Annotated in this window: 10 protein-coding genes; 1 reads left to right on the forward strand and 9 read right to left on the reverse strand. The window is 39.6% G+C overall.

What is annotated here, in order from left to right:
• Positions 1–410 precede the first annotated feature (410 nt).
• From J0L83_13985 to J0L83_14000, 4 genes are read right to left on the reverse strand one after another with little or no spacing between them, the layout of a single operon-like run.
• Positions 411–3455: an efflux RND transporter permease subunit gene (locus J0L83_13985; GenBank protein ID MBN8665686.1), complete on the reverse strand. Its 3045-nt coding sequence runs from the start codon at positions 3453–3455 to the stop codon at positions 411–413.
• A gap of 34 nt (positions 3456–3489) precedes the next feature.
• Entirely contained in the window at positions 3490–4536 is a 1047-nt protein-coding gene (locus J0L83_13990) for an efflux RND transporter periplasmic adaptor subunit (protein ID MBN8665687.1), read from the reverse strand.
• Positions 4537–4548: 12 nt separating this feature from the next.
• The gene (locus tag J0L83_13995) at positions 4549–5898 is read right to left on the reverse strand and encodes a TolC family protein (GenBank protein ID MBN8665688.1); all 1350 of its coding nucleotides are present in this window, start codon (positions 5896–5898) and stop codon (positions 4549–4551) included.
• Between the two features lie 50 nt (positions 5899–5948).
• On the reverse strand, positions 5949–6611 hold the full coding sequence (locus tag J0L83_14000; protein MBN8665689.1) for a TetR/AcrR family transcriptional regulator: 663 nt from the start codon (positions 6609–6611) through the stop codon (positions 5949–5951).
• 424 nt (positions 6612–7035) lie between these two features.
• Here J0L83_14000 and J0L83_14005 point away from each other — a divergent pair, with 424 nt between their 5' ends.
• On the forward strand, positions 7036–8958 hold the full coding sequence (locus J0L83_14005; GenBank protein ID MBN8665690.1) for a PAS domain S-box protein: 1923 nt from the start codon (positions 7036–7038) through the stop codon (positions 8956–8958).
• Here the strand turns inward: J0L83_14005 and J0L83_14010 are convergent.
• From J0L83_14010 to J0L83_14030, 5 genes are read right to left on the reverse strand one after another with little or no spacing between them, the layout of a single operon-like run.
• Complete coding sequence (locus J0L83_14010; GenBank protein ID MBN8665691.1) at positions 8945–11506, reverse strand: PAS domain S-box protein; 2562 nt, start codon at positions 11504–11506, stop codon at positions 8945–8947. The genes J0L83_14005 and J0L83_14010 overlap by 14 nt on opposite strands.
• Before the next feature lie 2 nt (positions 11507–11508).
• Entirely contained in the window at positions 11509–11943 is a 435-nt protein-coding gene (locus tag J0L83_14015) for a hypothetical protein (GenBank protein MBN8665692.1), read from the reverse strand.
• Positions 11933–13018 (reverse strand): hypothetical protein, encoded by a 1086-nt coding sequence (locus J0L83_14020; GenBank protein ID MBN8665693.1) that lies wholly within the window; start codon positions 13016–13018, stop codon positions 11933–11935. The genes J0L83_14015 and J0L83_14020 overlap by 11 nt, the downstream gene beginning before the upstream one ends.
• Positions 13008–13421, reverse strand: coding sequence for a response regulator (locus J0L83_14025; GenBank protein MBN8665694.1), 414 nt, complete (start codon positions 13419–13421; stop codon positions 13008–13010). Before J0L83_14025 ends, J0L83_14020 begins: the two co-directional genes overlap by 11 nt.
• Before the next feature lie 3 nt (positions 13422–13424).
• Positions 13425–14795 carry a response regulator gene (locus J0L83_14030; protein ID MBN8665695.1) on the reverse strand — a complete coding sequence of 457 codons (1371 nt, stop codon included), beginning with the start codon at positions 14793–14795 and terminating at the stop codon, positions 13425–13427.
• Between the last annotated feature and the right edge of the window lie 237 nt (positions 14796–15032).

Consider the following 15032-nt stretch of genomic DNA (forward strand, 5'->3'; position numbering starts at 1 on the left):
CAAGCGCTAAAGACTTTTATATAGACAAGAACGCGTCGATTGCACTCAAAAGGTTCGAAAAGGGAAAATTTACCGCTACAGAAGAGTCTTCATTTGAAGACTCTTTTTTGTTTCAAAAGGTCTCGGGCCAAGACGAACAGCGAAGCTGTTGTCTCGGTGCCGATCAAGCGTCGGCATTCAACTCCCGATCCCGCTACAGAAGAGTCTTCAATTGAAGACTCTTTTTTGTTTTTGAAGGTCTCGGGCCGTGACGAACAGCGAAGCTGTTGTCTTGGTGCCGACCAATCGTCGGCATTCAATTCCCGATCCGGCTAGAGTTGTATAAGTATTTGCCCTTTTAGTGATGTAATAATTTGTATTCAATGCAAAATCAAAGAGACCTTTTTGAATAAAGGTCTCTTTGGGGCTATTTAATCATGATCAATTTTCGGTGCCAATAGTTTGTATAAAACAGGTGTCACCACTCTGGTCAGTAAGGTTGAACTGATCAATCCGCCAATGATTACTAAGGCTAGTGGCGAATACAAAGGATTGTTTTCCATCACCAAGGGTATCAATCCACCAATAGCTGTTAATGTAGTCAGGATAATCGGAATAAATCTGGTCTCGCCTGCTTCCTGAATGGCATCATCCAGACTAGCGCCATTTCTTCTCAGTTGATCCGTATAATCCACGAGTAGTATGGAGTTCTTCACTTCAATACCTACTAGTGCAATCATACCTATCACGGCAACAAAGGAGAAAGTGTTTCCGGTAGCCCATAGCATTAGTACAGCGCCGATGATACCCAGTGGAATCACGGATAAAACAATCAGGGTGCCTTTAAAGGTTTTGAATTCCAAAATCAAGATGCCCATGATACCAAATATGGTGATAAGGATAATGGTGCCTAGTCCACCAAAACTTTCCTGGCTAGCTTCCACATCGCCAGCGGCAACATATTTACTGCCTTTGGGAAATTGAATCTCTGTATCAATCCGCTTCAAAACAGTTTGTGTAAGCTTGGCTGTGTTATAGCCATTTTCTACGAATGCTGTTACAACCGTGTAACGCTCTTTGTCATAATGTTTGATAGTGGTAGGAGAAGCCTGGAAGCGTATATCCGCCAATTCATTCAGAGGAATGGTAGCACCAGTCAGTGAGCTTACATATATCTTGCGGAATACTTGTAAGTCTTGTTTGCCATTCCTTGGAATAGTCAAATTGATATTGTATTCATCTCCATTTTCTTTGCGGAATGTGCCACCACTTAAACCGGTAACGGCCATGCGGATGGTTTTGTCAATCTCTGCAACTGGTACGCCCAATAAGCCGGCTTTCTCTTTGTTGACAAGGATTTTGATATCTGTTTTTAATGTCGTGAGTTCATTATTTACATAAATCGTGCCCTTGGTTGATTTCAATAGAGCTTCCACGCGGAAAGAGAGTGCACGCAGTGTATCTAGATTTTCACTGAACAACCTTATGGCGATAGGTGCTTCTACCGGCGGACCTTGTTCAAAATCCTTGACTTCTATTTTGGCATTGGGGTAATTCCTGAACTCGTTGCGTAGTTGGTCAATGATGACTTTTTTCTCTGCAGGCTTGGTACCATTTAGCTGCACAAATAATTGTGCATAGTTGGCTTGTTCATTTTGTGGAATCACATTGTAGTAGATACGCGGATTGCCATGTCCCACATTTGTGGCTACATTTTTCAGTTCCGGTACCCGCAATACTTTTTGTTCTACATAGCGTGCTACCTGGTCTGTCGTGGCCAAATTACTTCCAAGCGGTGTTTCTATATTGATCATGAACATCGGCTTCTCAGAAGCAGGAAACAAACTAAAACCAACCACGGGTACCAATGCGATGGCACCGGCAAAAATACCCCCTGCAACCAGCAGCGTTGTATATGGTCTGGCAATAGCGCTGTGCAATAACTGACGATAGGAACCACTGATGAGTTTACGCAAACCACGCAGGAAGAAATTGCCTTCGGGGTTTTCATGGTTACTAAGAATTCTGCTGGAAAGAAATGGGACAATGGTGAGTGAGACAAACAGAGAAGCTAAAACCGTTGTTACAACAGCTGCCGGTAAGCTTCTGATGAAATCACCAGCGCCTTCGGGTAAGAATAACAAGGGTAAGAATGCGAAGATTAATGTTGCAGTACAACCCAGTACGGCCAAACCAATTTGTCGTGTAGCTTGCATAGCCGCATCTCTCTTGTTATAGCCCATGCGTAGATAGCGCTCAATGTTTTCTACCACCACAATGCTATCATCCACCAATAAACCCAATGCTACTACCAGACCTACTATGCTTAGCTGGTTAATCGTGAATCCAAACATATCTAGAAGGAAAAGACCAATAGCCAATGATAGTGGTATAGATACCATCACCACAATGGAGGCTCTTGTGCCTAATGGTAATAAGGTGAGCAGCACAAGAAAAATCGCGATAGCAAAATCTCGTGTAAAACCACCAAGGCGGTGTCTTACGCTGGAAGCATTATCAAAGCTTTGTTCAAAGCGAATGTGTTTGGGCAGGCTTTCCTGAAACTTTTCAAGTACGGGCTTTACGGCTTCTTCTACTTGAAAAATATTCGTGCCCATTTTTCTACTTGCTGTTACAAACACTGCACGCTTGCCATTGAGGCGGGCAATATAGGCTGGGTCTTCATAGGTAAAACCTACTTCAGCAATATCTTTTACATACACGAGTTTGCCGCCTGCACTGTTGACAATGGTTTGTTGAATTTGTGCAATGCTTTTGTAATCGCCACTGGTTTTGATATTGAAGCGCTTCTGTCCGATATCAACACTGCCCCCGGGTATATTTACATTCTCACTTTGGATAGCAGCCATTACTCGATTCAGTGGAATCTTATTATGCGCCATTTTCTCCAGATTCAGTGCAATGCGCACTTCCTGCTGCGGGAATGCCCAGTTGTCAACATTTTTTAGCGATTTAATTTTCTCCAGATCTTCTTTGAGTTGTTTGCTCCAGTGTTCAAGATCTTTGTAAGGAGCTGTTTCACTCACCAGACCAACCTGCAGGATGTTCACATCACTGGGTGAGAATTTCATGATATCTATACTTAAGATATCTTTTGGCAAACTGCTTTTGATGGCATCCAGTTCACGAACCAGGTCCTGGTATTTTTTATCCGGATCTGTTTCATATTTAAAATCAATACGCACAACAGCCAAACCATCATCTACTTTGGAAATGATGCGTTTCACATCATCCATTTCGTTTAGCTTTTTCTCCATCGGATCCACGACAAGTTGTTCCATGTCTTGCGGACTGGTGCCTGGATAGATCACAATCGCATTAAACTGTGGCGCTTGGAAGTCAGGATCCTCACCCCTTGGCATATTCATGAGCGAGTTGATGCCAATCGCAATTAGCATCACAAAAACAATCAGGGTAAACTGATAGTTTTTGACAGAAAAATCAGTGATTTTCATAATCAGTATTTATCGGTGCTTACCGGATGAGGAATTATTGTTTGGCCAGTTTGATGATACTGGATTCATTGAGGTAGCTAACGCCACCGGTAATCACCTGTGTTATACCATCCAGACCTGCAGCAATAATGACTTTGTCATTATCAATCTGTGCAATCTGTACTTTGTGCTTTTGTACACCATAGCCGTTCTTATGGATGCTGTAGACAAAGCCTTCATTACCGTCGCCCTCCACAATGGCTTCAACAGGAATCATACGGAAATTCGATTGTCCATTAGCTGTCTGCTCAATGGAAATGCTTGCAAACAAGCCTACCGCGAGTTTATGCCCTGCGGGGTACACGCGCACTTCTATTTCATAAGTATTGCTGAAAGGATCAGCAGCGTTGGCTGTTTTGGAAATAATGCCATCAAAGGTTTTGCCCGGATAAGCTTCCAGCTCAATCTGTACTTTTTGTCCCTTTTTCAATACAGCCCAATCTTTATCACTCACACCAAAGCGCACTACCCAATCACTCTGCTGGTTACCACTGATGAAAAAGATAGGTGCGCCTGGTCCGGCGAGTTCACCTTCATTGGCAATTTTCTTTAATACAACACCGGTTTCTGTTGCCCTTATCTGCGCGTATTGCTGATTGAATTGTGCAATGCGCAAACTCTCTGAAGCAAGTTCATATTGTGTGGTAACATTTTGGTATTGTTCCAATGTAGCAGCGGTATCGCTATAGAGTTGTTTTACACGATTCAAATCGCGTTTGGCTTTTTCTACTGCTTTTTGTGCCTGTTGTACTTGTGCATTGATTTCAGTGAGATCAAGTGTGGCGAGTAATTGTCCCTTAACCACTTGATCGCCTTCCTTCACATAAATTTTGCTGATGATGCCGCCAATCTTAAATGATGGTCTGGATTCAGCCGAGGAAGCCAGCATGCCACTGAATTGCAGGGTAGTAGCTCGGCCACCATTCTCTACGGCTGCTGTAGTAACAGCAATGGTATCTGTAGCTGGTGTATTTGTTTTGGGTGCTTTGCCGCAGGCAGTGAGCAATATGGCTGCAGGCAAAATGAATTGGTATGGTTTCATAAAATGATTTGTTTAGTTGATTGAATAAGTGGCATTGGCTCTTTCCAATTCAGCAGCTTTGTTGAGCAGGTTGAGTTGTACCAATGTTTGACGGATGGCTGCATTGGTAAGTTGTGTGCGTGCCTGAATTAGTTCTATCTGTAGGGCATTGCCTTCTTTCCAGCGTTTTTCTGTTAGGCGATAGACTTCCTGTGCACTGTTGAGTTCATCGGTAATACTCGCCAGACTTGCTTTAGCAGATTGATAACTATTCCATGCGGTAGTGCTTTGCAATTTGAGTTGTTGCTGCACTTCATTTTCCTGTAGCTGCATACTGGTTAGTGCAGCGTTGGCCTGTTTGATTTTGACCTTGTTTTCATTGCCGCGGAAAATGCTCCATTGCAATTGTAAGCCGGCTAACTGATAAAACTGCTTGTCATCAAACTTGTACCCAAAACCCTGAAAACCGGTTTGATAAAAAGCGTTAAGCTTTGGCAGATAGAAATCTGTCTGCATTTGCTTATTGGCCTCCAATACTTTTCTTGCTTGATCAAGCTTGCGTAATTCTTCCCTGCCTTGTGTTTCCACGGCAAGTGATTGTGGTGATTGATTTTTCCATTCTGTGGTGTTTACTTGAATGGGTATATCAAAACCTCGATTCAGTAAAAAATTAAACCATGCTGCGGTATTTTTTTGTTGTTGCTGGTTGTCTTCAATAGAAGCCTGCAGCTGACTCAATTGTGCTTTTGCCTGCAGTACGATTTCTCGAGTAGCGACCTGATTCTTAACCAGCTTTTCACTGAAGCGCAATTGTTCTGCAACCAGTTCTTGTGCATTCTGATAAATCTTTGCTGCTTCCAGTGTTTGCAGGTATTGATAGTAAGCCAGTTTCACTTGTTTCACCAATTCTCTTTTGTAGATGGCTGTTTCGGCTTCCTGGACAGCAATCATACCTGACTGAATTTTTTGGGTGTGTTGTCTGTCTTTGTTGAAGATTGCATAATTCACTTCCACCTTGGTTTCATGAAAATCATTGGGCAGAAATTGAATGGTTTGGTTGCTGATCTGCGGAAATGCACTGCTGCCAGTTAATTGGCTAAGGGTTTTGTACACAGGATTCATCAGATCGCCGATGGGCAGGTCTTGGGTTCTACCGCCTGTTGCTAGCGTGTACTGTGCGTTCAGGTTTACCTGCGGAAAAAACCAGGCTTTGGCTCTTTCCAGATCCAGTTTGGCTTTGGTGATATCTACCCGCTTTTGTTGTAAAGCCAGATTGCTGTCGATTGCCTGTCGGATATACTGATCCAGTACAGACTGTCCGTAGCTGCTGAACTGCAACAAAAGCAATGCAGATAAGGTGAGTTTTCGGATGCTTGCTTTCATGAGTGATTGATGTTTAATAAGTTAACGTTGTTAAGTATATAGCAAAAAAATTATTGTTTGTCGATGGTGCTGATCAGCCAGTTCAATGATTGATGCATGCTTTCTTTTAATTCTTGCGTAGTAATGGTATGATGCAGTCGGGCTGTCTTATCCAGTTCACCTGCCAGCAAATGCTTCAGCCTGTCGCGGATAGCCAGCGAAACCAAACCATGCACCATACCCCAGATGGCCATAGCCACTGCTTCCACCGGTGCAGGTTGAATCAATTTTCTATCCATACATTCTGTGAGCAGGTTTTTCAACTGTCCCAATGCGGCATCTCCGTGCGACCAATCGCAGTCCACCATCATCTCCAAAGTAGCCATGGGCGCGCGTTGTATGAACATGATGTCATACAGTTCAGGGTTCTTCAAGCCAAACTCAATGTAGTTTTCCCCCATCTTATACAACCTGAGTAAGGGATTGCTAATGGTGAGCAGGTTTTGGTTTTTTTCTGTGAGCTGACTAAAACCAATGGTATGTAAATGGAAGAAGAGTTCGTTTTTGTCTTTGAAGTAGAGATATACTGTTGTAGCGCTGTATTCGATGAGGTCAGCAATCTTTCGCATGGTCAATTGCTCGAAACCCTCTTCCTGAATGATTTTCAGGGAGGCGTCCAGAATCAGTTTCCTGATTTCCAGCTTTTGTTTCTCTTTTCTTTCGGCAATACCCATGGATTAAAGTTCAACACAAAAATACTTAACACTGTTAACTTTCCAAAACTTCTTTTCTTATTAAGCGCTATTTTCTGCCTAATTCATTGATTATTAGCTTTCTGAGAAAATATTGCTTTAGTATCTTCTTATAGCTGAATTGGCTATTACTTTATTTGAGTTTTCATCTGCTGCGGAAGAATTTGATCAGCAAAATCAGCTCATTCAAACAGCCCGCATACTTTTTAAGCATAGGCAAAGTTATAATCAGCTTATGCCCAGAGTGATGTTATTCGCAACAAATTATAAAGACCATTTATCCAAAGGAGCGTTTTGTGGTTATAATTCAGCAAGCAGGAGTAATATTTCTCCATTTATAGATAGTTTACGCTATTCTGGGTGGATATAATTGCTATGGTTTAGTATCATGCCATCACCTCTTGGTATGAAACAAAAGCATGTATTCAGTGACGCTGTATGGAGTGCATTAAATCAAGTGCAACAAGCCCTGCTTATACTTGATTATTCGCTGGAAATCATTTGTGCAAATGATAAGGCTAAATTAATTGTTTCGGCAAGTGACGAGGATTTGAGTAAGCTGAAGTTGAGCGATATCGTGAATGTTGGTGAAGATGGGCAAGGGATTGTTCAAAAACTGGTAAGCTTATTAACAGATCGTGCTAATCCGGAAGAACCGGTATTCTCCGAGTTTACCAATCAATCATATGATGTTGAGATTAAGTATGCTGATGCATGGATAACGGTTTTATTTAGTGAAAAAGAAACGCAGAATAAGCATAACATAACTGAGCAGGTATATAAGCAACTACAAGAACGAGAAAAAGATATTCGTTCAATTCTTGAAAATAGTGCAGCTGATATTTATTCATTTGACAGAAACTTTATCATTAAGTATATCAATAAGCAGTTTCAGGAGTCATTTTATAAAGCTTATCAGCGCAGGATAGATAAAGGAGATAGTATTGTTGACGCATTGCCAGATGATTTAAAGACCTATTGGCAAAATCGCTATGGACAATTATTTGAGGATGGTCAGAAGAAGACGTTTAGGGAAACTTTTGAGTTTGGGGAGAAGACCATATTTCTTGAGGTGAATATTTATCCTGTTTTTGAAAATGGGATCGTTGATCAAATTGTTGTATTCAGTAAGGATATAACAGACATCACTTTGGCGCAAATGCGCATGGAGGCAAATGAGCGATTACAGCAGTCTGTTCTCGATCAACTGCCATCCGATATTGTCATCTTTAATGCGGATCATACGTATCGATATATCAATCCCATAGCTGTTAAGGATCCGGAATTGAGAAAATGGATGATTGGACGAACAGATGAGGATTATTGTGTATTTCGTAATAAGCCTATAGAAATTGCAACATCAAGAAAAGCAGTCTTTCAAAAAGTTGTTTATACGAAGACAGTTGAGTCTTGGGAAGAAGTGTTGGTGAATAAGGAGGGAGGCAAGGATTACATTATTAGAAATATGTATCCCATTTTAGGGGAACGTAATGAAGTAACACACGTGGTAGGCTATGGTGTGAACATTACCTCAATTCGTGAGGCACAAATAGCACTCCAGGAAAGTGAAGAGCGCTTCCGGCAGTTGTTTTATAATAACGAATCACCAATGCTCTTGATAGAAGCCAGTACAGGGATGATTCTGGATGCAAACCCTGCAAGTGAGAAATTTTATGGATGGAAAAAAGAGCAGATGCTTGCCAAAAATTTCTGGGATACCTGTGTTTCTTCTGATCAATTACTGGATCAGTATAATGCAATACTCACAAGTAAACTCAAAAGAGCAGAGCTTAGGCAGCATATCAATTATGGACAGATAAGGGACGTGGAACTGTTTTGCAGTGAAATGAAGATTAAGGAGAAATCTTATATACATATAATTGCTCATGACATTACCGAGAAGAAAATAGCCGAAAACGCGCTTCTCGAGCGGAATAAGCAAATGAACCTGATTGTACAGAATATTCCAGGTGCTGTGTTTACAGCGATTCGTACAAAGCATTACCAGATTTCGTTTATCAGCGATTATATAGAGCAACTGATAGGATATCAGCCGAAAGATCTGCTTGGAGTTATGGGCATAAATTACGTGAGCCTAATACATCCTGATGATGAGGCAGCAATTATCCAAAAAATGGATTTGGCATTTACACAGCGAAGAAGATATGAATGTGCTTATAGATTAATTAACCGCACTGGCGAGTTTATATGGGTGTACGAAGTAGGCGAGTACGCCAATTACGACTCCAGTATGTTTGGTAGTCAAATCAATGGCGTTATTTTCTCAGTTGCAGTGCAAAATGAGCAACAGAGAACTATGATTGAATAGATAGCTTCTTAAAGTAAATACTGAATACAGTACAATCCTGGTTTGAAGTAACATCTACTTTGGCGCCATGTTCATCTACTACATTCTTTACAATACTTAGGCCTAGGCCGGTTCCGTTTCTGTTCTGTTTGGTCGTAAAGAACTTTCTAAAGATCTTATCTACAATCATACCAGGAATTTCCGGGCCATTATTTTGCACATTGATGATGATATGCTCCTCAGTTTCTTTTGAAGTGATGGAAAGTGCTTTATCCTGTTGGCCTTCCATTGCTTCTATTGCATTCTTGATAAGGTTGGACCAAAGCTGGAAAAGCTTGATGCCATACCCATTAATGTGCAATTGCTGGTCTACATCAAACTTTACAGAGATATCTTTTCTAAGCTCGTAATTAAATATGTTCAGTACTGTTTGAATATTTGAATAAATATTGACTTTTTGTTTTTCTAAAGAATTATTTGCTTTTATGAACGAACCAATGTTTTTCAAAACCCTCCCTGCATTGTCTACAGAGTTTTTAATTGTATTGAATATGTTATAAATGGTTTGTAAATGGTATATCAGAGAGAGTATATCTTCTTTATTACTACAGCTCATGACATACCTTATTTCTTCCATTTCAGTTGGCTTAATTCTGCAGCGAACAATTAACTCTGCAATTTTTTCATATTGCTCATCGGCATTGGTGAAATTCTTTTTGAGAATCTCAATCATCTCCTTTTTTTCCTTGATTAATTGAAGTCCGCCAACAAACAATTCTGAATGCTTATTCTTTGTGTACCTAACTGCAAATTCCTTCTGTTCCTCAGTGCATTTTGATAGCTGTAGTTGTAGTAATCCCTCAAAAGAAGAGCTAATATTCTCTACACCTACTTTGATTGCACCAAGTGGTGTATTTAAGTCATGGGCTATGCCGGCAGAGATCTCACCTATCGTTGCAAGCTTGTCTTGTTCAATTAAAGATTTTGATAAATCAAGATTTTTTCTGGTGTTTTCCAATACACGTATTTCCAGACTCTCATTAGCTTGTTTCAGTTTGTCCTGATTGTTTTTTAATGATTCAATGAGGTGTTTCTTTTCTGTAATATCTGTTTCTACAGCGATGTAACCACTAATGTCATTGTTGCCATTAAAAATTGGTACAATATTTAGTTCTAACCAATATTCTCTGCCGTATTTACCCCGGTTTAAAATTTCTGTTTTGATAACGCTTTCGCCGGCGTCTAGCTTCTCTCTGATGTATTTAACCGTGTCTGGATTGGTTTTCTCGAATTGGAACATTTTTGGTGTTTGCCCAATTACTTCTTCTGTTGTATAGCCTGTTAGGTTGTAGAAGCTCTTATTGACCCACTGAATTCTTCTCTTTTCATCTGAAATAATTACGAGGTTTGAAGTGTGTCGGGCAACCATGGAAAGCTTATTGATTTCTTCCTCATAGTTTTTTCGTTCTGTAATATCCTGAAATACGCCAGATATCGAAACAGGCTTACTGTATATATTATATTCAACTTTTCCTCTGGCAGTTATCCAGCGGATATTATTCTCACCTTTCAGTAATCTGAAATCCACTTTGTAATCTGAATTACCTACACTCCATTTCCAAAGGGCACGCATAAACTCCCGCTTATCATCTGGATGGATGAGCTCCATCAGTGATAAAAAGTCTTTTGGATAATTGGCGTTGATGCCAAGAATTCTGTCAAGCAGCACGCTGCTTGACCAGGATTTATCTTCAAATCTGTACTCGAACTGGCCTAATTGTGCAATCTTGCTTGCCTCTTCCAGCTTTTCTCTTGCTATGCTAAGGTCTTTGGTCCTGATTTTTACGGTCTCCTCAAGGCTATTCGTTAATTCTACATTGATTTTGCGTTCTTCCTGAAGTCCTTTTCTCAGTGTGTCAAGCGAAAGACCTAATTGTTGAAGCTCTTCAATCTCATCATTAATATTGATTTCTATTTCGAAATTTCCTTTGCTCAGTGTTTTTGATGCTTCGGTTAATTCGAGAATAGGCTTAGCTATTTTCCGTGCGATTAAAAAATTGACGATCAGCATAATTGCCAGCGCAATGGCTAGAATGAAATAAATTGGTGTATTGATTTCAATTACTGCATTGTTGATGGTTTTTTGAGAGGCGGCAAGTATAATCCTGCCAGACATATTTTTTGACTTGAAGTCGTTCTCCGCATACAAGAACTTTGTATTATCTCTTGTAAAAACGTACTTGGAATAGTTTTCAGGAAAAACAGTGAATAAGGTCTCCTTTTTGGTAGCAGAATCTATGGAAACAATTGCGGCAAACTCGAAGTCGCTACTTTGTGTAACAAAATCAATTGTTTTCTTAAGGCCAGTATAATTATTTATGTCTAAGGAGATAGTAACACCGAGTGCTACTGTTTTAGATAGCTCTGTTAGCTGTTTCTTTTTATTCTCTCTGAATAGATTCTCTTGCTGTATGGGATAGTAAACACTTATTATTACTACCAGTAAGATAATAAACAGAGAAAATGGCAGCCAGATACTGTACCTGAGTTTATATGGAGTCTCAAACATAGTTATTGCAGATGTATCAAAAGCGGTTCAGGTATTTTTCGGGTGTCTGTTTTCAATATGCCAATTGCTCCCTCTGTTTTCTTCACATAATCAATAATCTCTTGATCAGTATCTAAGAATATTGGTGGGTTACTTCTACCTTGAAAGACTAGAGACAGCCAGTACTTCTGCATCCATACAGCAGTATTATTATATAAATACTTGGCAATCTCTTCAGCATCTTCTGATTTTGGGGCCGGCAGTACTACAGTTACGCTAATGCCGTTTGGCCAAAGCGCATACTTGCCTCTAAATATTTCTCTAATATTTTTAATACTGGAATAGTGATAGGTTGTCTTATTCCCGATTACGACAATATTTGGCTCATCAGGGCCTATTCCACTTGCTTTAGACAATGTGGAAATAAGTAGCAGTAATGATAGTAGTCTAAAAACCATAGCTTAATTGAATACGTAGGCCATACTGTGAAATCGAATGATCGTGTGTGCCTGGTGATTTACTAATATTATACTCTAATTGACTCTTGAGACATACGAGCGGCGTGAACTCTTTTTTGAAGCCGATACCTATCTTATTATTGATAAATGGATATGTATGTAAGTCACGCTTACTGATATTCATATAGTCTAGAAACACATAGGGAATTTTCGTTGGGGTTATTTTATAACCTGCGTACAAGAAGTTCGCAAAATTGTTTGCGCTTCCTAATGTGTCAGTTGCGGCTACATTGTAGGTAAACTCGTTCAGTAATTCATATTTATCATTAAAGTCTGCATACGAGAAGCTAAATAAGTGATAGTTCACAGTGCCTTTGTATAATGGACCGTTGTAGTGCGGTCTCGGTCCACCATGTCCGCTATGTGCTCCAGCCACATTGTTGTCAAGAAAATCATAGTAATAAGAAGCACCAATTCTTAATCCGTCACGTGGTTTCCAATGCACAGCGGCTGTGAGTGATAAGTCCAAGTTGTCATTAAAAACATCGCTTGAGGAAATTCCATTACCGATAACGATATCATAGCCAAAATTCTTTTCTCCAATATTCTGTCCCTGTATTTGAAGGCCAAGGGTGTGCAACGGAACTAAGAAATTAAAAATATTCGGCCTGTCAATGGTAGGGAAGAAGAGGCGGCCGTGATGATACACGTCGTTCCAGTAATTCACAGGAGTATGCACTTTGCCAAGCAAAATACTTTTGTTAGAACGATAGTTGTATTTGATAAAACTTCTTTCAATACTGGGCAGATAATTTGTTGATGATCCGCTGTTGAACCTGATTACGTATTCGCCGAGGAAACTGAATTTGTCATTGATTTTTGAGGTCACAAACAAGTCATGTTCTCCGAGTGAGAAATACGAATCTGCGTGATCTTGATATTTGAGCGTATACTCAATATGGCCAAATCCTCTGAATGTCGTATTCGAAAGCTGCGCAAGTAGTTTTACCTGCGGTAGGCAAAACAAGATGAGCAAAAGAAAGATTGGAAAGGGTAATTTGATTTTAATCACCATAAACATCTGATATAATTGGCTGAATAACTTTTACTAAGTCTGCTTCATCCCACGGTTTTGGTATGAAATAATCAAGCAGATTTTCATTTACCAGGTCATCTACAACAATTGCATTTGCCTGGCCAGATAGCATTACGCACTTGATGTTCGGGAATTGTTCTTTTATCATTTTGATCAATTCGCCACCATTCAAATTGGGCATTTGATAATCAACGATGATGAAAATCACATCGATTTGCTCTTTGGCCAATAGGCCAATATTTTTTGAGGCTTCTTCAGGGTCTGTGAAGTATTCTAGCAGGGTTGATTTCTTTTGAATGATTTTCTCAAGTTGAAGACTAAGCATTTGTAATATGCTTGGATCATCATCTATACAGACTATCGCATATTTGAATTCGTACATGTTTTAGTTGTTTAATATCAGTTGAAGTTTTGTGCCTTGATTAATTTCGCTTGTTATACCGCCACGGATTTTGCCTATTTCTATTCTGTGAAGTATTTTTTTGATACCTAATCCAATTCCGTCTTGCGACAGATCGAAGCCGCATCCGAAGTCTTCAGCAGTTATAAGCACATTGTTTTGCTCATTTTTACTGATTTTCAGTGAAAAGCTTGTTGAACCGGAGTGCTTTGTGGAGTTATTTAAAAACTCTTGTACAATTCTGTAGATATTGAACTTATCCACCTGGCCAAGATCACTTTCTTTCACGTTGTCCAGAATCTCACAAGTGACAGAATATTTTCCTGTTCTGTTTATACGCTTTATGAGTTTAATAAATCCTTCTAACAAGCCTTCATCCAGATCAAGTGGAGATAAGTGGTACGCCAGTATGCGTGTTTCATCAATAGCGTCTTTTAGCTGATTTCGGAATTGATCTTGTTGCTCTTTTTGACTGTCGTTGAATTTGAAGCAGCCAAACTGGATACTTAAAAGACCGAGGGTTTGTACCAAGCCATCATGCAGTTCTAGGGCTACTTTCTTTTTTTCATTTTCTTGTACATCTGCAATTAGTTTGAGTTTGTTTTCCTCAAAGTGCTTTTCTTTTGTCTTATCTACAATGAGACAGATGTATTTTTCATGAATCCATTGAAGCTCCTTCCCAAATATCTGAACGTAGAGTGTTTTGTTTGTCTTGCTTCGGTGTATTTGGTTAACGGTGAAGTCATTTGAGAAATGGTCAATATTTCCTTGCAAATCGCAATCTGCTTCAGCTGATTGTAAACTATGTAAGGTTTTTCCAATCATTTCACTTGCAGACATCTCATATAAATCTGTTGCTGCCGCATTTACCTCTTCAATAATTCTTTCAGAGCCGGTGATTACCAGCATTGGCAGCGGTGATTGATTGAAGATGTTTTTATACGTAACTTCTGAAGACTTTAGTTTATGGTATAGTGCCTTTCTTTCATTGCTGTATTGGAGGCTTTTGTACAGAATCTTTGCGTCTATATCAGATTTAAGCAAATAATCCTGAGCGCCTTGCTTTACAATGTCTAAAGCCAGTTCTTCGTCATTATTTCCAGAGAGTACAATAAATGTTGCGTTGGGATAAATTGTATTTACCTTTTGATAGGTAGATAGCCCGTGACAGTCTTCAATTTGCAAGTCAATAAGAATTATATCAGCTTCGAAAGAATGCGCTATGGCCTGAACCTCTTTGATGCTGCCTGCCATAAGTATGTTGAAATCATCATAACCGATTTTAGTAAGCTGCATAGCAAGATTATTCCTGTATTCGGCATCATCTTCTAAAATCAAAATTTTGATGTCTTTCATAGTCGTTAGGCGGAGTGTGGTCAATTTGGAACAAATGGCTAGGATTATTGATTAAAAAAAAGTCTATTTCGATGAGAAAGATGATTTTATGTTAGTGAGCGCTTATTTGGTGTTAGTTCTGACAATTCGCTGCTTATTTGACTTTTGTATTAGTGGTTGTTTCGTTTATAATTAGTAGTGGTACTTAAGCCAGTATAAGTAAAGTCGTGGGTTGAGTAACTGATATGATGATTAAAC

It is taken from the genome of Chitinophagales bacterium, assembly GCA_017303835.1.
Classification (GTDB): Bacteria; Bacteroidota; Bacteroidia; order Chitinophagales; family Chitinophagaceae; genus JAFLBI01.